General features: G+C 39.1%; 21 protein-coding genes. 11 read left to right on the top strand and 10 right to left on the bottom strand.

All coding sequences use genetic code 11. The features are described 5' to 3' along the window. The first annotated feature begins 1 nt into the window (after position 1). Together bioA and M1D52_RS14435 are read left to right on the top strand one after the other, a co-directional pair. On the top strand, positions 2 to 1,282 hold the full coding sequence (gene bioA, locus M1D52_RS14440) for an adenosylmethionine--8-amino-7-oxononanoate transaminase (protein ID WP_437392863.1): 1,281 nt from the start codon (positions 2 to 4) through the stop codon (positions 1,280 to 1,282). Positions 1,283 to 1,384: 102 nt separating this feature from the next. Then, a complete protein-coding gene (locus M1D52_RS14435; protein ID WP_437392862.1) occupies positions 1,385 to 1,948 on the top strand; it encodes a helix-turn-helix domain-containing protein in 564 nt (187 codons plus the stop codon). A gap of 92 nt (positions 1,949 to 2,040) precedes the next feature. Here M1D52_RS14435 and M1D52_RS14430 read toward each other — a convergent pair whose 3' ends face one another. Beyond that, positions 2,041 to 2,304, bottom strand: coding sequence for a hypothetical protein (locus M1D52_RS14430; protein WP_013666579.1), 264 nt, complete (start codon positions 2,302 to 2,304; stop codon positions 2,041 to 2,043). A 143-nt stretch (positions 2,305 to 2,447) separates the two neighbouring features. Between M1D52_RS14430 and M1D52_RS14425 the strand changes: the two genes are divergently transcribed. After that, on the top strand, positions 2,448 to 3,194 hold the full coding sequence (locus M1D52_RS14425; RefSeq protein WP_013666580.1) for an EcsC family protein: 747 nt from the start codon (positions 2,448 to 2,450) through the stop codon (positions 3,192 to 3,194). A 263-nt stretch (positions 3,195 to 3,457) separates the two neighbouring features. On the opposite strand, the gene surE is transcribed toward M1D52_RS14425, so the two are convergent. Further along, complete coding sequence (gene surE, locus M1D52_RS14420) at positions 3,458 to 4,210, bottom strand: 5'/3'-nucleotidase SurE (protein WP_013666582.1); 753 nt, start codon at positions 4,208 to 4,210, stop codon at positions 3,458 to 3,460. 83 nt (positions 4,211 to 4,293) lie between these two features. On the opposite strand from surE, the gene M1D52_RS14415 reads away from it, so the two are divergent. Beyond that, the gene (locus M1D52_RS14415) at positions 4,294 to 5,190 is read left to right on the top strand and encodes a diacylglycerol/lipid kinase family protein (RefSeq protein ID WP_437392861.1); all 897 of its coding nucleotides are present in this window, start codon (positions 4,294 to 4,296) and stop codon (positions 5,188 to 5,190) included. A 9-nt stretch (positions 5,191 to 5,199) separates the two neighbouring features. On the opposite strand, the gene M1D52_RS14410 is transcribed toward M1D52_RS14415, so the two are convergent. Beyond that, a complete protein-coding gene (locus tag M1D52_RS14410) occupies positions 5,200 to 5,478 on the bottom strand; it encodes a hypothetical protein (RefSeq protein ID WP_013666584.1) in 279 nt (92 codons plus the stop codon). 287 nt (positions 5,479 to 5,765) lie between these two features. On the opposite strand from M1D52_RS14410, the gene M1D52_RS14405 reads away from it, so the two are divergent. Then, positions 5,766 to 6,683: a helix-turn-helix transcriptional regulator gene (locus M1D52_RS14405; RefSeq protein ID WP_437392860.1), complete on the top strand. Its 918-nt coding sequence runs from the start codon at positions 5,766 to 5,768 to the stop codon at positions 6,681 to 6,683. 8 nt (positions 6,684 to 6,691) lie between these two features. Here the strand turns inward: M1D52_RS14405 and M1D52_RS14400 are convergent, their stop codons facing one another. The 4 genes from M1D52_RS14400 to M1D52_RS14385 form a co-directional block, all read right to left on the bottom strand. Next, a complete protein-coding gene (locus M1D52_RS14400) occupies positions 6,692 to 7,819 on the bottom strand; it encodes a lipid II:glycine glycyltransferase FemX (protein WP_437392859.1) in 1,128 nt (375 codons plus the stop codon). Next, a complete protein-coding gene (locus tag M1D52_RS14395) occupies positions 7,819 to 8,658 on the bottom strand; it encodes a CvfB family protein (protein WP_437392858.1) in 840 nt (279 codons plus the stop codon). The genes M1D52_RS14400 and M1D52_RS14395 overlap by 1 nt, the downstream gene beginning before the upstream one ends. Before the next feature lie 88 nt (positions 8,659 to 8,746). Next, positions 8,747 to 9,571, bottom strand: coding sequence for an SMP-30/gluconolactonase/LRE family protein (locus M1D52_RS14390; RefSeq protein WP_437392857.1), 825 nt, complete (start codon positions 9,569 to 9,571; stop codon positions 8,747 to 8,749). A gap of 233 nt (positions 9,572 to 9,804) precedes the next feature. After that, positions 9,805 to 10,080: an Rdx family protein gene (locus M1D52_RS14385; RefSeq protein WP_437392856.1), complete on the bottom strand. Its 276-nt coding sequence runs from the start codon at positions 10,078 to 10,080 to the stop codon at positions 9,805 to 9,807. Positions 10,081 to 10,446: 366 nt separating this feature from the next. Between M1D52_RS14385 and M1D52_RS14380 the strand changes: the two genes are divergently transcribed. Genes M1D52_RS14380 through M1D52_RS14370 form a run of 3 tightly spaced genes read left to right on the top strand, consistent with a single transcriptional unit; the run spans position 10,447 to position 14,081 of the window. Beyond that, complete coding sequence (locus tag M1D52_RS14380; RefSeq protein ID WP_013666590.1) at positions 10,447 to 10,938, top strand: glucosaminidase domain-containing protein; 492 nt, start codon at positions 10,447 to 10,449, stop codon at positions 10,936 to 10,938. 16 nt (positions 10,939 to 10,954) lie between these two features. Beyond that, positions 10,955 to 12,421 carry an SGNH/GDSL hydrolase family protein gene (locus tag M1D52_RS14375; RefSeq protein ID WP_437392855.1) on the top strand — a complete coding sequence of 489 codons (1,467 nt, stop codon included), beginning with the start codon at positions 10,955 to 10,957 and terminating at the stop codon, positions 12,419 to 12,421. Beyond that, the gene (locus M1D52_RS14370; protein WP_437360479.1) at positions 12,408 to 14,081 is read left to right on the top strand and encodes an MBOAT family O-acyltransferase; all 1,674 of its coding nucleotides are present in this window, start codon (positions 12,408 to 12,410) and stop codon (positions 14,079 to 14,081) included. The genes M1D52_RS14375 and M1D52_RS14370 overlap by 14 nt, the downstream gene beginning before the upstream one ends. On the opposite strand, the gene M1D52_RS14365 is transcribed toward M1D52_RS14370, so the two are convergent. Continuing rightward, the gene (locus tag M1D52_RS14365; protein WP_437392854.1) at positions 14,062 to 15,375 is read right to left on the bottom strand and encodes a GDSL-type esterase/lipase family protein; all 1,314 of its coding nucleotides are present in this window, start codon (positions 15,373 to 15,375) and stop codon (positions 14,062 to 14,064) included. The genes M1D52_RS14370 and M1D52_RS14365 overlap by 20 nt on opposite strands. Before the next feature lie 246 nt (positions 15,376 to 15,621). On the opposite strand from M1D52_RS14365, the gene M1D52_RS14360 reads away from it, so the two are divergent. From M1D52_RS14360 to M1D52_RS14350, 3 genes are all read left to right on the top strand, one after another. Next, the gene (locus M1D52_RS14360; RefSeq protein WP_437392853.1) at positions 15,622 to 16,449 is read left to right on the top strand and encodes an energy transducer TonB; all 828 of its coding nucleotides are present in this window, start codon (positions 15,622 to 15,624) and stop codon (positions 16,447 to 16,449) included. A gap of 243 nt (positions 16,450 to 16,692) precedes the next feature. After that, a complete protein-coding gene (locus M1D52_RS14355) occupies positions 16,693 to 17,328 on the top strand; it encodes a DUF1684 domain-containing protein (protein WP_437360485.1) in 636 nt (211 codons plus the stop codon). Beyond that, positions 17,325 to 18,332, top strand: coding sequence for an alpha/beta fold hydrolase (locus tag M1D52_RS14350; protein ID WP_437392852.1), 1,008 nt, complete (start codon positions 17,325 to 17,327; stop codon positions 18,330 to 18,332). Before M1D52_RS14355 ends, M1D52_RS14350 begins: the two co-directional genes overlap by 4 nt. A gap of 33 nt (positions 18,333 to 18,365) precedes the next feature. On the opposite strand, the gene M1D52_RS14345 is transcribed toward M1D52_RS14350, so the two are convergent. Further along, positions 18,366 to 18,986, bottom strand: coding sequence for an L-threonylcarbamoyladenylate synthase (locus tag M1D52_RS14345; protein WP_041388377.1), 621 nt, complete (start codon positions 18,984 to 18,986; stop codon positions 18,366 to 18,368). Positions 18,987 to 19,297: 311 nt separating this feature from the next. After that, positions 19,298 to 20,743 carry an asparagine--tRNA ligase gene (gene asnS / locus M1D52_RS14340; protein ID WP_013666598.1) on the bottom strand — a complete coding sequence of 482 codons (1,446 nt, stop codon included), beginning with the start codon at positions 20,741 to 20,743 and terminating at the stop codon, positions 19,298 to 19,300. Between the last annotated feature and the right edge of the window lie 39 nt (positions 20,744 to 20,782).

The raw sequence follows: 20,782 nt of genomic DNA, 5'->3' as shown, positions 1-20,782 counted from the left end.
TATGAATCACGAGACAACACTCTCACAGCGTGATGTAGCGGCTGTTTGGCATCCTTATTCACAGCTGCCGATAGATGGGCTTCCCATCGCTATTGTTGAAGGAAAGGGCGTCTACCTTTATGCAGAAGATGGGCGTTCCTATATCGATGCGATATCTTCTTGGTGGGTTAATTTACATGGACATGCGCATCCTTATATTGCGGAGCAACTTTATAAGCAATTGCACAAGTTGGAGCATGTGATATTCGCCGGTTTTACGCATTCGCCTGCTATCGAGCTAGCCGAGCGCTTATTGAGCATTTTACCGGACAACCAGCGTAAGATATTTTATTCCGATAATGGGTCTACTGCGGTTGAAATAGCATTAAAAATGTGCTTGCAGTATTGGCATAACACCGGACAATGTAAAAAGAAAATTATTGCGCTGAAAGACGCTTACCACGGTGATACCTTTGGCACCATGTCGGTGAGTGCAAGAAGTAATTGGACAAAACCCTTTGAAAATTATCTCTTTGAAGTTATCTTCCTGGAAGCACCAAACGAACTCAGTCTAAAAACAATTAAAGAAAAATTGTATGCTATTCGGCAGGAGGTTGCTTGTTTTATTTATGAACCGCTTGTGCAAGGATCGGCAGGCATGAAAATGTATGAAGCTAGTCACTTGAGTGAGCTGTTGTGTTTCTGCAAAGAACTCGGTATTTTACTTATACAAGATGAAGTATTTACGGGCTTCGGACGAACCGGAAAGCTCTTTGCTGCTGATTATTTGCACACACAACCGGATATCATGTGTTTATCGAAAGGCTTAACCGGCGGTACACTTCCCTTAGGTGTCACATCGTGCACGGAACCGATTTATCACGCTTTTTTATCAAATGATCGAACGAAAACGTTGTTCCATGGTCATTCTTATACAGCGAACCCACTAGCATGTGTTGCTGCATTGGCAAGTTTAGACCTGCTGCTTAAAGAGGAAACCCGGCTTTGTATACAAAGGATAACAACACGCCATATCGATTTTGCGCGATCCATTAGAGGGCATCGCAACGTACAGACAATCCGCTTTTTAGGAACAATTCTGGCTATTGAATGGCGTTCGGACGATGTAACGAACTATTTTAACCCCTTAAGAGATCAACTCTACGATTACTTTTTGCAAAAAGGGATCTTAATGCGACCATTGGGCAATGTGATTTATCTATTACCCCCATATTGCATAAAGGACGAAGAACTTGATTATATTTATGCTACGATTCGCTTGGCGCTGGAAGAAGTAGGGTAGAGGCGTGGAACTTGTAAAAAATTTAAGAAATTATATAATGTCTTCTTCATTTTCTTTGCCGAACTTTGTGTGAAATCGCTAATAACAATGGATATCGCTGACATGAGATTATTCGTTAAAAATATGGTATGCAATCGCTGTGTGATGGTGGTCAGACAAATTTTGGACACGATGGGCATTCAACCCGTATCGGTAAGTTTAGGCGAGATCGCATTAAAGGAGGCCCTACCTAAAGAACGGTATCACATGTTGAGAGAAGAATTGACTGCGGTTGGATTCGAACTTCTTGATGATAAGAGGCAAAAATTGGTTGAAAAGGTGAAGACCTTGTTGATCGAACGGATACACAACGTCGACGAAATTAACATGAAAGTAAACTTCTCCGTTTTTCTCCAGCAACAGCTAACGATTGACTATAACTATCTTAGTACTTTATTCTCGCAGACAGAAGGACTTACGATTGAGCAATTTATTATTTTGCAACGTATTGAAAGAGCTAAAGAACTACTTGTATATAATGAGCTGATATTGAGTGAGATAGCGTATAAACTGGGTTATAGTAGCGTTCAGCATCTATCTACGCAGTTTAAAAAAATCACCGGGTTAACACCCTCTCATTTTAAGCAAATTAAGGACCGGAAAAGAAAACCTTTAGATCAGGTATAGGGTTCGGCATATGAAAGTGAAGGGGCTTAAGTTTTGATTACTCAAACCGTCCGTTTGTTTGATGCAAATTAAGTATGCTATCCTGATTCCTTTTATAAAGCGGAGGATAAGTCTTCATCCGGTAATACAACAATTCCCTCAAGTGTTAATTCATCTTCGTGCAGTAGCAAATCTTCAATTGCCAATACGTTATCTTCATGCAAAGGAGCTTCTTTTGCATTACTTTTTAGTTCTTCAACAGGATAGTTTGAAATAGCAAAAACCTGGGTGTTATTCCTCTTAGCTTTTGGTATCAATGCGGTATACCCATTGAGCTTCAGCCTTCTGAGTAAATCTATGCTAAGTAACTGTTCCATAATCGGTTTTTTTTGAAAATATGTATATTCATCTTCAATAACCTTCACGAATCTCTATATTGCTGTTCCTACGTGTAGGATTCAGAAGGTTTTTTTATATTAACCTTTGAAAAGATAAAATGTTTGATTAAACACGCGATGCAATGTTAAACAGCTATGAAGAAAAAGCCTATCGGGAAATGCAGGATTGGAAGCAGCGTATGTTAAAAGCCCCTTCGGTTAGCAGCAAACTGACAAAAGGGATTCAAACAAAAATGAATGCGCTCATTCCCGAAAAGATCCATCAAGTTATCACGGTAACAATCGAGAAAATGGTGAAAGCGGTATTGTTCGGCTCACAGTATACAAGCTCTACCATAAAAAAGGGAAGGTCATTGCAGTTGCAGGAAGCATATGTAAAACGGGTAGGTAGACATTATAAAAATGCGGCGACTATCGAAGGTGCCGTGACGGGAGCAGGGGGGATTTTAATGGGACTTGCAGATTTTCCCGCTTTTCTGGCAATTAAAATGAAGTTGTTGTTTGAGATCGCATCTATTTACGGATTCAATGTAAAAGACTACAAGGAGCGCTTATTTATCTTATATGTTTTCAAAATTACTTTCTGCAGCCAGCAGAAACGAAAAGAGATCTTATCAAGAATGGAGAATTGGACAACATTTATACAAACACTTCCATCCGATGTGGATCATTTCGACTGGCGGGATTTTCAGCAGGAATATAGAGATTATCTTGATTTGGCAAAATTAGCACAGCTAATTCCTATTATAGGGGCTGTTGTAGGAGCTGTTGCTAACAATAAATTAACCGAGCAACTGACGACAGTGGCTATGAACAGTTATCGACTGCGTTACTTTAAGCAAATAGATCGACTGGAAGCGGGGACTTAACTAGCGCTTACTACTCATTAAATAAGTAATGACACCAATTATTACAACCCCTAATGCCGACTCTGTCGAATGGAAAAACATGAGATACAATAGGAGCGTAATTAATAAGAGAAACCCAATAAAAAGAGCGCCTCGTTTTATGCCCATACTTACTGATACAATAAGTGCTAATATGTAAATCGGTGCAGCAATCCAAAAAATGATCATGTATCAAAAATACAGTAATGCTGTAAATTTTATGTTAAGTGAATATTAAGAAATATTCAGGAAGAAGCCGATACTTGCCATGGACAAGTCTCTTCGAGTTGCCGCAACTTTATTTCGTCTGTTAAGTCGAGCCTCAGCGGAGTGACAGAGGTATAATTATTTTCGACAGCCCAGCGATCCGTTCCTTTTTCCGCAGGTTCTAAGGGGGTAACGGTAAACCAGTAGTGTTTTCTTCCCAAAGGATCCGTCCCGGGTATAATCGTTCCGTCGTAAAGCCGCACTGATTGTTTTGTCCAGGCGATCCCCTGGGGATTACTCGGAAAGTTAACATTATAAAGGCTTAAGGTTGTACGTTGTAACAACTGCTCAAGCACTTGGTGTACATGAGGAGCTAATAAATCAAAATCAGGTTCTGATTTGCCTACCGGTGTACTTAAGGCAATTCCTTTAATGCCTAATAAGACAGCTTGCTTAGCCGCTGCAAGGGTCCCTGAATGCCACATCGCATTTCCCAAATTGGTCCCCATATTAATGCCTGATAAAACAACATCAATATGGTGATATAAATGTGTTCCAAGTGCAACACAGTCTGCCGGTGTTCCATTGACGCGATAGGCGTTAATCCCAGGGAATTCAACCGGTGATTTTTTGTAAGATAAGGGTCTTGAATGAGTTACTGCATGTCCCATGGAGGATTGTTCTACATCAGGGGCTACTACGGTTACTTCTCCAAAGTTGGCTGCAATTTTCGCTAGGGCCGCAATGCCCGGACTGTATATCCCATCGTCGTTCGTTACCAATATTCTCATAGCTAATTCCTCTTATTTTTAATTAGCAAACATCTAAGGCTCTTTAATGTTTTTAAAATGTGCCATTGATGCACTAATACTATATGAAGGAAACCATATTGATTTTGCATAACCCTAAAGCGGGTGATAAAGACCACCAAAAAAATGAATTGGTAAATGCAATAAAAGAAGCGGGATATAATGCGATTTATAGCTCGATACGACAAAAAAAATGGCAGAAAATCGATAAGGCTATTGATATAATCCTAATCGTGGGGGGTGATGGAACGGTGCGGAAAGTGGCTAGTGTTTTACTTAAACGAACATGGTTGGATAAGAAGCTATTATTAAGTCTTTTGCCAATGGGTACAGCTAATAATGTCGCCTTAACATTAGGTAGTCCGGATAACATAAAAAAATTACTAAACCGTCTGGCAAAAAAGAATATCAAAAAAGTAGATGTGGGTGCGGTTGATTTAGGCGTTGAGCAAAATTTCTTTTTGGAAAGCTTCGGTGTTGGTTTGCTACCTAAACTCATGCGAGAAATGGAAAAGATAAAAACTGATAATCTGGAAAGCAAAGAAGATGAAATTAGTCTGGCATTACATACGCTGTTGACGATTAGTTTAAGTTACGAAGCAAGACAAGCTCATATCACTATTGACGGAAAAAAAATAACAGGGAAATACTTACTTATAGAAGTGCTCAACATTTGTTCAATAGGCCCCAATTTGAAGCTGGCACCTGAGGCGGATATGACCGACGGCCTGTTTGAAGTCGTCTTACTGGAGGAGGGCCAACGAGATGTTTTTATCGAATATGTAAAAAATGTAGCATTAGGAAAGACAAAAAAAGGGCCCTGGAAAATTATAAAGGGGCGAGATATTCAAATACAATGGGATGGAACGTGGATACATGTAGATGATGAATATGTTCAATTAAAAGACAAAACAGACCTCCTCGTGGAGGTTCGTCCGCAAATATTGGATTTTCTGAGCTAATCCCGCTATTTAGATGAGCGTTTCGCAGGTGAATCGTTTTATTCTGAACATTCTTATGACGTCAACAATAATATCACGTTTATATTCAATCCGGAAGACCTTATCGCTGTCTTCGAGATCAAAATTAAATCTGCCATCAGGGTATTGCTTTTTAAGAAGCTTAATAATATGGTCAGCATCTTTTTTATTGGTTACATCCGTTCTAAATACAGAAATCAAGTTGTGAGGCGTTGCCGATGAAGGAAGATTAATGACGGGTTTAAATTTTCCTAGTGTAAATGCTTTCATTATAAAATGTTGTTAAATGGAATGCCTTAGCTTTTCTGTTATAAGGTCGAGACCCGATTTTAACAATTGAATCCCACCTATTTCATTTAATTTCAAAATTGCTTGAAATAATCCTGGACAACCCTTCCTAAACGGATTTTTATCCCTTCAAAACGGATTTATTAGTCAGGGTAGCAATAACGTTTTCCTTGCTAAATAGGTTGGATTTCAAATTTAAATTTTCTAAGTTTGATGGTATCTTGTGGTAATGGTATTACCCTTTTCAAGTCTTTCGAGACGCGTTTTTTATGGAAGAAATAGTAGCACCATCCTCCTTTTCACTAAAAGACAATTACCTCATAAGCGCGGATGAATTGTCGGAAAATATTCTATTTAAGTCAGCGGGCATTGAGATTTTTTCGCTGAAGGGATTGAAAGAATTGGAGCTTACTATCAGCGACTGCCAAGAAGAACCTAGCCTTAATATGTATTTTTCGCTGCAAGGAATCTCTTCTGCCAAACCCATATCTTCCGGACAGGAATATCACGTCGAGCCGAATCGGCATATATTGGGTTATATGCCTAACTTTGAGGGGGATTATTCGTTACGCGGAAATCGGGTGGAAACATTTGGGATTTGTATGCAAGAACCTTATTTCGAGCGTTTGATAGCAACGGACTTGCCCTGCCTTGAGCGTTTTTGGAACGAGGTGCACGCAGGAAGGGAAGCGGATATCTCCCGTGGGCCCATGCCGATAACCCATCAACAACACACGGTCATTAACGAGATTCTAGCATGTCCTTATGTCGGTCAAATGCGTAGACTGTACTTGGAATCCAAAGTGACGGAGCTATTTTTTTTACAGGCACAGCAAGCCGAGTCAATGTCTGAACAGCCTTTTTTGTTTATAAAGCCTGCTGATATAGAGCGTCTGCATGCAGCCAAGCTATTCGTTCAGCAACATATATTTGATCCGCTAACATTAAAACAAATAGCTCGGGAAATAGGCTTGAACGATTTCAAACTAAAAAAGGGATTCAAGCAGCTTTTCGGATGTACCGTTTTTGATTATTTAATGCAATGCAGAATGGAATATGCAAGGCAAATCCTATTAGACACCCATAGCACCATTGCAGAAGTTGCTTACACACTAGGTTACGCCGATCCTTATAACTTTACAAAAGCGTTTAAGCGATATTTTGGTTACCTGCCGAGCCAATTATAAGGTACAGCTTAAAGGTGGTATCCCTGGCTCTTCATTTCGGATGCTTTAAACAGTATATACCTATCTTGATCCAGTGGATAATCCCAGCACCCCATTCGGTGATGTAGGTTACCTCCAAAACCCGATTTGAACTTGAAGAGGCCATACATCGGATGCGCGGGATCGGGTCGTGGTGATACACCGAAAAAGTCATATTCTTCACAACCCCTGCTTTTGGCAATTTGCATAGCCCTCCATTGTAGTGCATAGGTGGCCATATAGTTCCGTTTGATAGACGATGACGCACCATACAGATAAGTTCCGCGCTTGTTACTAAGAACTAAAAACATAGCCGCTAACGGTATCCCATCTACTTCTGCTACCAAAAGTTGCACTTCGGCAGGGGATGCACTATTTTCGGCCCTAGCCTTCAACACAGAACGAAAATATTCAATACTGTTCAGATGAATATTATTTCTGATTGCAGTTTCCCGATATAAAGCATACCATACATCAAGTTTATCTAAACCTACTTCTCGAATATGCACACCCTTTCTACCAGACAGATTAATATTGTAACGGGTTTTTGGCTTCATGGCCGCCAGCAGCGCCTTCGATTCTTTCCTGAGGTCAAGAAATATTGTATTTGATGGCAAAATGTCTGAATTAGACTTTTTGAGATTCCAGTGTCGTGTACTAATGTTTAACCTAAATTCTTGATATCTCTTTTCCGGAGGACCATTCCAATTACCATACTTATCGAAATGTTCCGGGTCTGTTGCCCATTGCGATTGCCAGGCAAGATCGTAACGTATCGTAATGCAATTCTTCGGCAAATAAGAACGTAATGATTCAGAAAATTCTTCCAGAAATTTTCCTTGGTTTTCTTCGTGAGGCTCAATTTCAGGCCCATAGGGAATATAAGCAATTGTATGCTCATTATCGATAGGTTGAAGTAAAATAAGGACGTCTGTTTCTATATAGGCTGATTTTCCGGTGGGTGAACCATTGAAAATAGATGGTTTATTCACTTTGAAGTTAATAGCTAAACTAGCGATCCCTTGTTGTTGTTTTACTTCTGACCAAAATGCTGTCTGCTGAATGATTGAGGTTTTATAAACGTGCTTGATTTCTTTTTTCTCCAGTCCGAATACCATTATTGTTTTGTTTCTTTTATTTCCTCATCACTGATCTCGATCAGCCGTTCTTTATAAAGAGCACCAATAGCTTTTTTGAAGGTTTTTTTACTTATCTTAAGAATCTTATATACTTCTTCCGGCGAACTTTTGTCTCCTAGCGGTATACGTCCATTTCGTTTTTTCAGCAAATCGATAATCATCTCTCTGCTATTAAGAATATGTTCATACCCCAAAGGTTGTAAGGATAAGTCTATTTTTCCATCGGGGTATATTTTTTTAATCCAGCCCTTTCGTTTATTTCCGATACGGAGATTTTCAAACACTTCATTCGCATATAAGAGCCCTGTATGCCGATTATTTATAATTGCATTATATCCCAAATCTGTTTCTTCTGAGATAATCAACTCCACCTCATCTCCAACTTCGACACTAAGTTCATCTCTATCAATGTATTTGTTCAATCTTGAAGAACCCACCATGTGGTTGTTCAATGGATCTAGATAAATGTGAATAAGATAACTTTTTCCCTTAACCATAGGCCATCTTTGTTCTTTTTTTGGGACGAAGAGGTCCTTTTCAATGCCCAGATCCATAAATACACCATTTGGAGCTTCGGCGACGACCTTTAATAAGGCATAGTCGCCTACTTCTGCATAAGGTTTCTTGGTAGTTGCGGTTAATGCCCCTTGTTTATTGGTATATACAAATACCGTAATTTCCTCCGCATCTTTGGAAATCGGTGATAAGGTGTTTGTGTGGGGTAAGGAGACGATGTTCGATTCGTCATCCGAGAGTGTATATTGTAAATTGTCAGAGCCTACAATTTTAAGCGTATTTAGTTTTCCAACCTTGATCATGTCCAATTCTTTAGCCTTTAGATCGCAAAGGTACTAAATTTAGCTTTAGGCCGAAGCTTTATGTCCTACCTTCACCGGCCCCGTCAATTTATTGAACCTGGTAGGCGATAATCTGATTCTTAAAGAAAGTAGGAAGATACAGCTGGCGCGACGCGCGATCAAAAGCGAAGTCTGCTGTATTCATTTTTTCGGCTTTAGTATCAAGAAGTGTAGTTACTTTTCCATCTTTCGTGACATAGTAGAGGACACCAATCCATGCGTTCACCAAAAAGTTGTCGCCGTCTTTTTGCAAGCCGTCAGTAGATTTTTCCATTCCCTCTGCAATTTTGTCGGCTTGTTTGTTTTTATTTAAATAGAAAAGCGAACCGCTATCTAAAAAATATAAACCGTTGTCTGCCGCAAAGAGGCCATTGGGGTTTACGAGACCGTCCAGAAAAACTTCAACTTTGCCATTCTTATAGCAGTAAATTTTTCCACCCTTTGAATCGGATACATAGACGATTCCGTGTGGATCGATTGTAATATCGTTTAGCATACCAACTTGGGGTATTTCAATTTTTTTTAACACTTTATTGTCGGGTATGTCGATAATTACCAGTTCTTTTAAATCTGCCACATAAAGTTTGTCTTTAAATTCGCCTAATCCTTTAGGTGAATTGAGGCCGGTAATCCATTGCGCATTTATAATTTTTCCGTTACGATCTAATTTTGCGATGGACCCATTGCCGTCTGTTGCTGTGTGATTGCCGGGGCCTATTAAGCTTGCATACAGGGTGTTACTTTCTTCTGCAATCAAAACAGATTCAGGAACGTCCAGATGATCTGTTTGCCATAGTTTCTTTAAAGCAGGTTGAGCTAGTAAGTAAGAACTGACTGAAAGAAAGTATACGAAGCTAAATAAGGTCTTTATCATCACAATTTATTGTTGGTAATCGTTTAACAAACTTAGTAAAATTTAAATCGGTGTGCAATGGTCAGTTTTCAGCAACCAGCTTTCGGTTTTATAGTAAGCCTTAAGCTATACGCGGTATGCTTTAAGCTCGCAGGGTCCACGCCATTGTCACATTGGCTAATCGGCTAATCGGCTAATCGGCTCATTGGCTAATCGGCTCATTGGCTAATCAACAATTTAACTACTCAACATTCTCAACGATCTGAATGCCCTAGATCTTTACCTGGATTAACATGGTCCCGAATGACTTGTTTCAGCGATTTCACCTCAGGGAAACCACCTGCCCGATTGCGGTCGAAAATTTCCTGATCGTCAATTCGTATTGTATAGCGTCCACTGACATCACTCGGTTTCAGAAGTACACTCTCTAGGTCTTCGGTGAAGGTGGTAAGAATTTCCTGAGCCATATAAGCCGCACGCAAAAGCCACCCACATTTAGGGCAATATTCGATGATTATCCTAGGTTTCATATATTTTTTTATTTTCAATTAATCTTCTATATGGGGTATCTATTAAACATAAGGATGATACGACTGACCCCTAATCCACTCTTCTTGATGAGATTTTTTCGAACGAATATAATAAAATCAAAAAAATAGAGTTAATGATATGTTAGTGTTTAATAACTACAACTGGTTTATTTTTTTTATATGTCTTATAATCAATGAGTTAGTTGATTTGTGTTTCAAAAGAAAAATTAAACACTTATTTTCGCACAATCTCTGAGAAAGGTAGCTGAATTAGAGTGGAATGTTCTTACTAGCGGGGGAAAATGCTGAACTAACTTAGTCGCATTGTAAATGTAAAGAACGATTGTGTATTCTTAAAATAGAAATATGATAGGAAAAAACATTCGAACAATACGTTCAGTCGGATCTAAAGTTTTATTTCTGGCACTTTTGTACTTAGGTTGTGTAAATATAAGTTTTGCGCAAACAAAATATATAAACAATCATAAATCGATAGCAGATTCGCTTTCAAAAGCTTACGGGATACCTTCGTCGGTAATTTTAGGTATTGCTATCCTAGAGTCCGGAAACGGGCAAAGTAGGAATTCTAAATTATTGCATAATCATTTTGGTATCGTAGGCTCTAATAAACTAAAGCAAACGCACGGTATCAAAAGTCGATACAGACAATATAGTTCGGCAATGGGGTCATTTATACATTTTTGTAAACTGATTTCCGGTAAGTATTTTTATTCCCGATTAAAAGGTACGGACGATGCCTCCAAGTGGGTCGATGCTATAAGTAAATCAGGATATTCCACCCATCCTCAAACATGGAAAACACGTATTCTAAAGACCATCTCAAGATATAACTTATGATATATTAGATGTCTTTATGAATGCTAATAAACGTGTATTTCAGTTTATTTTCTTTAGCCTACTTCTTTATCTAGTATTTTCATATATCAATATTGCCTATCGTAAAAAGTGGGAACCCTTTGATCGTATTAATTTAATTTCCGATGTAATTGTAAAGCCACGAGAGAATGATGCGCTTCACCAAAATAGATACACGTCAGGAAGCAAGAAGGTGAAGCAAAACAACGACGAGAAAAAGAATGACTCCCTTACAATGCATTCAAATGCTTCAATAGATGAAGCATCTATTACAGCAAGTGATAGCTCCAAGGCAAAGGTAATTGTGTCTGCCGAAGCGCTTCCCCTAAACCTGAATCAATCTGACATTATTTCCTTTAACATAGACTCCGAAAGTGTTGCCTTATCACGATTTATAAAAAAACTCATTGCCTTGAAAAATGGCAAAAAGACGAAGGTGAGAATCGCTTATTTAGGTGACAGTATGATTGAAGGCGACTTGTTATCCCAAACGTTGAGAAGTTTACTGCAACAGGCTTATGGGGGAAGTGGTGTCGGTTTTGTTCCTATAGCATCGCAGGTTGCGCAATTTAGACGCACGGCTATCGCGTCGTCTTCCGCTAACTGGAGGGATTTCAACTTTAAAAATACTAAAAAGCAAGATTTATTTATTTCCGGCCATGTGTTTTTTTCATCTGGAAACGATTGGGTTAAAATCAAAGATAATACCAGTAAAGATACCTCAATAGTGCTAGGTAAGTATCTGTTACACGGACCGGCAACAGACAGCGCATCGGTGGTTGTTAATAAAAAAACGATGATGCTGGAACGGACAGCACTATTTAACCGTACACTCGTAGCCCATAATAAAGATAAATCCATTGTTGTTTCCTCTGCTGACCGGAAACTCCCACTATTTGGCTTGAGCTTCGAATCAGATCAAGGTGTCATCGTAGACAACTTTTCATTTAGAGGCATTTCAGGTTTGGAATTAGGGAAGATTAATGCAGATTTGCTCAAGGAAATCAACGAGCAAAACCCTTATGATTTAATTATTTTTCAGTACGGTGTAAACGTCTTATATAAGCCGGATGATACCAATTTTACTTGGTACAAGCGAGCAGCGATTCCGGTTGTTAAAAAAATAAAGACATGTTTTTCTAAGGCCGATGTGCTTATCGTAGGAACTGGCGACCGTGCTTTTAGGTATCCCGAGGGCTATCAGTCAGCGGTAGGTATTGAAGCACTTATCAAGGAACAGGCCGCACTGGCGAAACAAACGGATTGTGCTTTCTTTAGTCTATATGCAGCAATGGGAGGCAAAAATTCGATGGTAAATTGGGCTACGCAAAATCCCAGTTTAGCGAATAAAGATTACGTGCATCCCAATGCGTTGGGCGCTAAATTGTTGGCGAAGCATCTATTTGAGGCAATTAATAAGCAAGTGAAGAAATCTGAAAACACAAATTTAAATGGAACTGATTAATATGGATTGGAAATTAGCGCCCATTGAAATTGATTTTTCTGCGCTTGCAAAATCGTTTCTGTATGATCCGAAAAATCCCTTGCTCTTTAACAATGGTTTCTTTGTTTTTTTCTTTGCGCTATTTATTATACTATATTACATTTTTAGAAATCGTTATGCCATTCGCCGTTATATTTTTTGTGGCTTCTCGCTTTACTTCTTTTATAAAGCAAGTGGCTATTTCGTTAGCTTAGTTGTCATTTCTGCAATTGTCAATTATTGGCTTTCACATGCGATTTATAAACGCCGAAGTCGCCGGTATCGGCTTTCCTTGCTTGTCTGCTGCATTTTTTTCAATTTAGGATTGTTGTTTTACTTTAAGTATACGAATTTTTTCTTATCCATTAGCAACCAATTCTTTCATACTGACTTTAGTGCATTGAATATTTTATTGCCTATTGGAATCTCTTTCTATACTTTTGAGAACCTCAGTTATAACATCGATGTATATCGAAGGGATTTTAAGCCTGCAAAGAAATTCAGTGAATATCTGTTGTTTTTGTCTTTTTTTCCAAAGTTAATGATGGGCCCGATCGTAAGGGCGCACGATTTTGTGCCACAAATAAATAAGCCTTATTTTTTACGGGATGAAGATTTTGCTAAAGGTTTTTATTTGATCATTTCGGGCTTAATAAAAAAGTTAATCATTTCGGATTATATTACCCTGAATTTTGTCGACTATGTCTTTGATGACCCGTCCCGTTATACCGGACTGGAGAATCTCTTTGCCGTTTATGGATATGCTATCGTTATTTATTGTGATTTCAGCGGCTATAGCGATATTGCAATTGGAATTGCTAAGTGGCTTGGCTTCAGTATTCCACCTAATTTTCTGTCTCCTTACCAAAGTAGAGATATAACGGAGTTCTGGAGACGATGGCATATTTCACTCTCGTCCTGGTTACGCGACTATTTATATATTCCTTTGGGTGGCAACAGGAAAAGCACTTTTAGCACCTATTTATTCTGTCTATTGTTTTTCGTTGCTGTATTTTTTGGTAGCAAACATCTATTAGGCCTAAACAATCAGTACGCCGGCATTTTATGTGCAAGTATTTCAATCGTATTACTGATCCCCGGCTTAATAAAATGGAAAATGTCTGGTGTAGCAGCCAATATGAACTTATTAACCACGATGTTGTTGGGCGGATTCTGGCATGGAGCAAGCTTTAACTTCTTAATTTGGGGAGCCTTACATGGCTTAGCTTTGGCTTTACATAAGATTTGGATGCTGATAACGGGAAAATGGATGGACGGGCTAAAGAATACTTGGCTCTATCAAACGCTGGCAGTACTTGTTACCTTTCATTTGGTATGCTTTTGCTGGATATTCTTTAAGGCTCCTGATTATGACACATCAGTAGTTATGATTTCAAAAATCGCTAATGAAGTTAGTTTCGACGTCTGGCAAGGCTTTTATGCTAACTATAAAACCGTTTTGGCGATGATGTTGCTGGCCTTATGTATTCACTTTATCCCTGATAATTTTGCAGATGAGGTTGTGGAGGGATTCGGCCCTATCTCACTGGTAACCTACCTGATCGTTTTCTTTTGCTTTTTAATATTGTATGGCCTCTTCAAATCCGCAGAACCGGTTATGCCTATCTATCTGCAGTTTTAGTCGCTAATTTAGACAGAGAAGGTTCCGATGCGGTCGAAAGGTACTCATTATAACCTTTGGCCATTGCATCGAACAGAAGAGCTCCTTGCATGCTATATGCTTTTTGCTGATAATGAATTTTATCAGCTTGCAATAAATTATTTTTCAACCAAGCAAGGGAAGAACCTGCCCCCCCGGTAATGTCAAACAAATCCCAAAGGGGAATGCCCATTTTGTTACAATAAAATTTTAAGGCCAAATTGAGTCGTTCAATCATGGGATTACTACGGCCATTCTTGAATGATTCAGCCGTTGTTGTAATAAGTATGGACGCGCGTGGGTCGATCGTTTGTATTTTGGCTACGGTTTCAGCAACTTGATTAATGTAAATTTCTTCCGTCATTCCATTGTAAAAAGCCTCATTCGTTCCCATGGATAAGATATATAGATCGGCATTTAGCGCAGGAAGCTGCTTCCAAAATAAAGGTTCCTTATTGTATTGCTCGTAGCGTGCGCCATTTACACCGATGGTATGAAATAGCACACCCGGATTATTTCGCTTCTCCAGTGAAGCACCGAAGAAGCTGGGAGTCGATGCTAAGGGGCTTATATTAAAGCCCGTAGCAAAGTCCTTCAGTAAGATTTCCTTGGTTTCTAAGCCGTCTGGCGTCGATTGATCAATGATGTAGGTATTCGCATCGTTACCTATGGCACGAATATTCCATGATCCTTGACTCACGAAGAGTTTAATATAGTCAAAAGATTGTTGTTTTGCCTGTAAGTCAGGTTTTAGTGACAACCTAATCAAGCCCTGACTATGGATTTTTCTTAAGCCAAATCCGGAGATGCCACTAGCGGCCGGTGTACGTTGATGACTTATTTTACTTGGTAACCACTGGGTAGAAGTTGAACTGGTAATATCCAGTGGACCGTTGGTCCGAGCGACTTGATAAGGAAAAACCAAACCTCGTCCGGCATCACCAAAAAAGTCCTGTAGCCCCGCCCGTACTTCTCGAGAAATAATATCCGGCTGTATATGGGAATCGCCGATTTGTACAATATTGACACGATGTCTTTGGCCAGCCCTCAAGGCTAGGAGTTTCTGATAAAACGAAGATAAACCTTCGACATTTGTAATGGTATCCTTTGCAGGGTTGATGAAATTAAAGGATTCATTATATCGTTGGGTTGGTAACCTTTTTAAAACTAAATTATGAATGGTGGTGGTTGATATCTTGTTCGCTCTTGGCTGATTTGCAGTCTCAATTGCTCCTGCCGAAATCGATAGAAGATATAAAAATAATATATAGTTCATTTATGCTACTTCTTGTCTTGTCTTTTCACTATACCTTAAACGTTATCTTTCGTTCTTTTGGTATGCGCCTTAAGCAAATGCAAAAAGAGTTTTATTAAAAATTTTGACAAAGGTATAAAAAAATAGTAAATATAATCTATTGATTTTCAGGTATAAGTGTTTGTCTGCTTAAAACTACTTATGGAAAACTGTCATTACAGTGATCTTATAGATAAATGTAAATTGTCAAATTTAATCGCTCAAGCTATGTTAAACCCTAAATTAAGTATCCTGACAAGTTCTTGGTTAGATCTTGTTTTTGAAGGCAGAAATAAGTTATATGGTGCTTACGTAATTCGTAAGAAGGCACATCACGATCTGTCGAAAGCGCTGCTATTTGGCATCTTATCTTTCTTAATAACAGTAGGCGTTATTGTCGGAATTGCTCATTTTAAAAAGGACGCCACCTTTCAATTGATTTCAGATAATGACGAATTGGTTTTACAGGAGGTACCGCTCGAAAAAAAGGTGGAAGTTGTACCTCTGTTGCCGAGAGAATCCCAACGGCGTTCGCGGACAGACCAGGTAAAAATGACGGCACCTAAAGTGGTACCACATACGCAAGCGGCGGAAGAACCTCCCACTATGGAAATGTTAAAAAGCGCCAATCCCGGACCGACAACGATTGCCGGCGATCCAACTGCAGTAATAACTATCGATACAAAAGTAGGAGCTATAGATGAAATGACCGCCATCACAGAAGGAGGGGAGACCCAAGCAGTTTTTGTAAATGTAGAAGTAAGCCCTACATTTCCGGGTGGGATAAAAGCATTTATGGAATACGTGGCTAGAAATTACAAATTTCCTGAAGAGGCTAAATCTCACGGTATTAATGGAAAATTATTTTTAAGTTTTATTGTAGAGAAGGATGGTTCTCTTACTGATATACAGGTATTGAAGGACTTAGGATTTGGCACTGGACCGGAAGCGGTTAGACTATTGGAACAAGCACCTAAATGGAAACCGGGGATTCAAAATGGACGACCTGTGCGTGTTCGATATCAATTACCTATCGCTTTGCAGATACGGGAGTAGTAGAGTAGTTGGGTAGGGAATATTTTAAATTAGCCGATGAGCTAATTTGCCGATGTAATAACCGGCAAAGTGAGTTCATGAAATAGTTGCATTAGCAGTCGCAGTAGCACAAGCTTAAAGCCTTACTGCTTATAGCCTAAAGCTTACGGCTTACCGCTTATAGCCTAAAGCCCTGGCTAATGCCAACATAATCGCTGGTTAATAAAAAGATTTTGACTAGGTTTGTGATACATAAATTGAAAAATGAATAAAGGCTTTGCTACCTATTTTTTTGCAGTGGTTTTATCTTTCTTTGTAACGAATGCTTTAGCGCAGAACTACACTGAACAAACCTTGGCGCAAAGAGAAGTTTATAAACAAGCTTTTCTGACAGATGAACATGCCCCTTTGAAGGAGAAGGATTTGAAGGATCTCCGTTTTTTTGAACCGGACAGTTTATACAAAGTGACTGCGGTGCTTACTTTTATCTATGATGACCAACCGTTTATTATACCCACCTATAGCGGTAAGGAGAAAAAGTATTTACGTTTTGCTGAAGCTCATTTTAAAATCAATGGTACGCGGGTAAAACTCACGTTGTTTAAAAGTGTGGCTTTAATGGATAATCCGAAGTATGCCGATTACCTTTTTCTCCCATTTACCGATCCTACAAATGATGAGGAGACATACGGAGGCGGAAGGTATCTGGATTTAAAGCGAAGTGACATTAAGGGCAATCAGCTAACGATCGATTTTAATTTAGCTTATAACCCTTATTGTGCTTATAGTGAAGGGTATAATTGTCCGATTCCACCGTCAGAAAATGCGCTTTTAATTCCGATAAAAGCCGGTGAAAAAAGGTTTGTGGGAACGCATAAGAAAAAAGAAACTCTAAAATGACTGTAAATAATTTCTATCGTATTACCCTTCTTTTTTTATTGATAGGCACTAGCTCTGTCTATGCCCAGCATAGACAAGTGGACGTAGGGCTAAATTTAGAAGGGATTACTTACCCCTTTGCTGAGCACTACATTTCGCTTGTTAATCAGGGGGAGCAACTGCGTATGGAGTATATGGATGTAAAACCTGCACAGGCTAATGGCAAAGTTGTAGTACTGCTACACGGAAAGAACTTTAACGGTGCGTATTGGGAACAAACAGCAAAGACGTTGGCCGATAATGGATATCGTGTAGTGATTCCGGATCAAATAGGCTTTGGAAAGTCATCCAAGCCTCAACGGATACAATACAGTTTTCAACTACTTGCAAAAAACACCAAGGCTCTTTTAGATAGTCTTGGCATCTCTAAAATCTTTTTATTGGGTCATTCCATGGGAGGAATGTTGGCTACTAGGTTTACACTTATGTATCCCGATTTGGTTGACAAGCTGATATTGGAGAATCCAATTGGTTTAGAAGACTGGAAAACGGTTGTTCCATATATAAGTATAGAAGAATGGTACCACGGCGAATTAAAGCAAAATTATGAGCGCATAAAAGCTTATCAATTACAATTTTATTATGATAACAAATGGAAGAAGGAATACGACCCTTGGGTTGACATGCTTGCAGGCGTTACAAACAACATCGATTATCCACGTTTAGCTTGGAATTCTGCCTTACTGTACGATATGATTTTTACCCAACCGGTATGTTATGAATTTGCAAATATAAAAGCATCTACTCTTCTGATTATCGGACAAAGAGATCGCACAGCTCTTGGAAAAGCAAAAGCACCGAAGGAGGCCCAACAAAATCTCGGCAACTATCCCGAACTTGGCAAAAAAACCTCAAAAGTTATTAAAGACGCAACTTTAGTTGAACTAGAGGGGATAGGACATTTACCGCATATAGAAGCTTACGATCGGTTTATTGATCCTTTAATAGAATTTCTTGCAAAGTAATAGTAAAGCGGAAGAAGAAAGCAGGTACTTATACTATAAATAGACGCTTAAATCGCCCTTTCCCTGCCGGATGACATCAAACTCGCCCGAAGTACAATCAACCACAGTTGAAGCTTCGTTGCCGCCATAACCGCCATCAATGACCAAATCTACTAAATTTTGGAATTTTTCATGGATAAGTTCAGGATCAGTTGAATATTCTAAAATTTCATCCTCATCATGAATAGAAGCCGAAACGATTGGATTTCCCAATTGCCTTACAATTTCCCTGGCGATGTTATTGTCGGGTACCCGTATACCGACGGTTTTCTTGTTTGAACTCATCAATTTAGGAACTTGATTACTTGCATTGAAGATATAGGTAAAAGGACCGGGTAAGGATTTTTTAAGCAATCGAAAGGTCGCTGTATCGATGGGCTTGGTGTATTGAGCGATATCCGTTAAATCATAACAGATGAAAGATAGATTTGCTTTTTCCGGCTTGATTCCTCTAATCCGACAGAGCGTTTCAATCGCCTTTTGATTCGTTATATCGCATCCAATACCATAGACGGTATCTGTAGGATAAATAATAATCCCACCTTTTTTAAGCACGGCAACAACTTGCTCTATCGCACGTTCGTTCGGGTTTTCGGGATATATTCTTATAAGCATGTTAAAAAGTAAAAATTCAAAATTAAAAAGTCGAAAGCGTACCTGCAAGTAGGTGCTACTGCTACTACTACCGTCACTTTCAGCCATAAGCTATAGGCAGTAAGCTATAAGCATAAGCTTTAAGCCAACACAGTCTATGCCATTGTCACATTGGCTAATCAACGACTCAACCATTCAACTACTTAACTACTCAACATGAATATATAACCTCCGTTGAAGAAAAAAGTTTTAATGTCGGGGCCCAGGAAAATTAAAATACACGTTATAAGTTGGATTTCGCAGTAACTTATAACGTGTAAATAACTAACTGTCTAAAATTCTGCGTTATTTGGTGTTCTTGGGAAAGGAATTACATCCCGTATATTGGTCATGCCTGTTACAAACAGCACCAGCCTTTCAAAGCCTAAACCAAAACCGGAATGAGGTACAGATCCGAATCGGCGGGTATCCAAAAACCAATTCATATCCTCTATTGGGATATGCATTTCTTTCATTCTGTTTACCAGCAGATCGTATCTTTCCTCCCGTTGTGAACCGCCAACAATTTCTCCAATTCCAGGGAATAGAATGTCCATAGCTCTTACGGTCTTCCTTCCTTGTTCGTCTGGCTCGTTCATTCGCATATAGAAAGCTTTGATGTCTGCCGGATAATCAGTGAGAATAACCGGTTTCTTGAAATGCTTTTCCACTAAATACCTCTCGTGCTCTGATTGAAGGTCAGCTCCCCATTCTTCTATTAAATACTTAAATTGTTTTTTCTGATTGGGTTTGGAGCGTCTCAATATATCAATTGCCTCTGTATAGGTAAGTCGCTCAAAATCATTATCTAAACAGAAGTTCAATTTAGCAAGTAAATCGAGCTCGGAACGCTCCGTCTGTGGTTTTGATTTTTCTTCTTCCTGCAGACGATTTTTCAAAAATTCCAACTCTTCGCTGCAAGTGTCTAAAGCATAACGAATTACATGCTTTAGTAATTCTTCTGCCAAATCCATGTTGTCTTTAAGCTCATAAAAGGCCATCTCCGGTTCTATCATCCAGAATTCAGCAAGGTGTCTTGTTGTGTTTGAATTTTCTGCCCGAAAAGTAGGACCAAAGGTGTAAATGTTTCCGAAAGCCAAGGCAGCTAGTTCACCTTCCAATTGTCCGGAGACGGTAAGATTGGTCGACTTTCCGAAGAAATCTTCTTTGAAATTGATTGATCCATCGTCGTTACGTGGTGGATTATCAAGATCTAAGGTAGTAACTTTGAACATCTCACCAGCTCCTTCAGCATCTGATCCGGTAATAATAGGGGTATGAATATAGACAAAACCTCGCTCGTTAAAAAAACGATGAACAGCAAAGGACAGGGCATTTCTGACCTTAAAAACAGCATTAAAGGTATTGGTTCTGAAACGGAGATGAGCGATTTCCCGAAGAAACTCTAAACTGTGTTTTTTAGGCTGTAGCGGAAACTTTTCGGGATCGCTATCACCTAGGATGCTTATTTGGCTTGCTTTCACTTCTACGCGTTGTCCTTTTCCAAGCGATTCGATCAAAACACCTTCTACTGAGACGGCCGCCCCTGTCGTAAGACGCTTTAATGTACGCTCGTCCGTGTTTTCATAATCTATAACAACCTGAATATTACCTAAACAAGAACCATCGTTAATAGCCAAAAATTGATTGTTTCTAAAGGTTTTAATCCATCCCTTTACAATAACCGTTTTTCCAAAATCTGTGCTGTTTAAAAGCTCTTTTATCCTTGTGTGTATCATGTTTCTAATTCAAATAATAGGTACTTTAACAATAAACCT

Source organism: Olivibacter sp. SA151 (genome assembly GCF_054130995.1).
Note: the sequence above shows the minus strand (reverse complement) of the source record. Positions and strands in the feature narration are given on the sequence as shown.

Coding starts and splice junctions, on each gene's coding strand:
- M1D52_RS14360 (WP_437392853.1), top strand. CDS start 15,622: ATGTTAAACCCTAAATTAAGTATCCTGACAAGTTCTTGGTTAGATCTT.
- M1D52_RS14375 (WP_437392855.1), top strand. CDS start 10,955: ATGAATGCTAATAAACGTGTATTTCAGTTTATTTTCTTTAGCCTACTT.
- M1D52_RS14400 (WP_437392859.1), bottom strand. CDS start 7,819: ATGGTATTCGGACTGGAGAAAAAAGAAATCAAGCACGTTTATAAAACC.
- M1D52_RS14370 (WP_437360479.1), top strand. CDS start 12,408: ATGGAACTGATTAATATGGATTGGAAATTAGCGCCCATTGAAATTGAT.
- M1D52_RS14410 (WP_013666584.1), bottom strand. CDS start 5,478: ATGAAAGCATTTACACTAGGAAAATTTAAACCCGTCATTAATCTTCCT.
- M1D52_RS14390 (WP_437392857.1), bottom strand. CDS start 9,571: ATGATAAAGACCTTATTTAGCTTCGTATACTTTCTTTCAGTCAGTTCT.
- M1D52_RS14380 (WP_013666590.1), top strand. CDS start 10,447: ATGATAGGAAAAAACATTCGAACAATACGTTCAGTCGGATCTAAAGTT.
- M1D52_RS14350 (WP_437392852.1), top strand. CDS start 17,325: ATGACTGTAAATAATTTCTATCGTATTACCCTTCTTTTTTTATTGATA.
- M1D52_RS14355 (WP_437360485.1), top strand. CDS start 16,693: ATGAATAAAGGCTTTGCTACCTATTTTTTTGCAGTGGTTTTATCTTTC.
- M1D52_RS14415 (WP_437392861.1), top strand. CDS start 4,294: ATGAAGGAAACCATATTGATTTTGCATAACCCTAAAGCGGGTGATAAA.
- asnS (WP_013666598.1), bottom strand. CDS start 20,743: ATGATACACACAAGGATAAAAGAGCTTTTAAACAGCACAGATTTTGGA.
- bioA (WP_437392863.1), top strand. CDS start 2: ATGAATCACGAGACAACACTCTCACAGCGTGATGTAGCGGCTGTTTGG.
- M1D52_RS14345 (WP_041388377.1), bottom strand. CDS start 18,986: ATGCTTATAAGAATATATCCCGAAAACCCGAACGAACGTGCGATAGAG.
- M1D52_RS14365 (WP_437392854.1), bottom strand. CDS start 15,375: ATGAACTATATATTATTTTTATATCTTCTATCGATTTCGGCAGGAGCA.
- M1D52_RS14435 (WP_437392862.1), top strand. CDS start 1,385: ATGAGATTATTCGTTAAAAATATGGTATGCAATCGCTGTGTGATGGTG.
- M1D52_RS14425 (WP_013666580.1), top strand. CDS start 2,448: ATGTTAAACAGCTATGAAGAAAAAGCCTATCGGGAAATGCAGGATTGG.
- M1D52_RS14395 (WP_437392858.1), bottom strand. CDS start 8,658: ATGATCAAGGTTGGAAAACTAAATACGCTTAAAATTGTAGGCTCTGAC.
- M1D52_RS14430 (WP_013666579.1), bottom strand. CDS start 2,304: ATGGAACAGTTACTTAGCATAGATTTACTCAGAAGGCTGAAGCTCAAT.
- M1D52_RS14385 (WP_437392856.1), bottom strand. CDS start 10,080: ATGAAACCTAGGATAATCATCGAATATTGCCCTAAATGTGGGTGGCTT.
- surE (WP_013666582.1), bottom strand. CDS start 4,210: ATGAGAATATTGGTAACGAACGACGATGGGATATACAGTCCGGGCATT.
- M1D52_RS14405 (WP_437392860.1), top strand. CDS start 5,766: ATGGAAGAAATAGTAGCACCATCCTCCTTTTCACTAAAAGACAATTAC.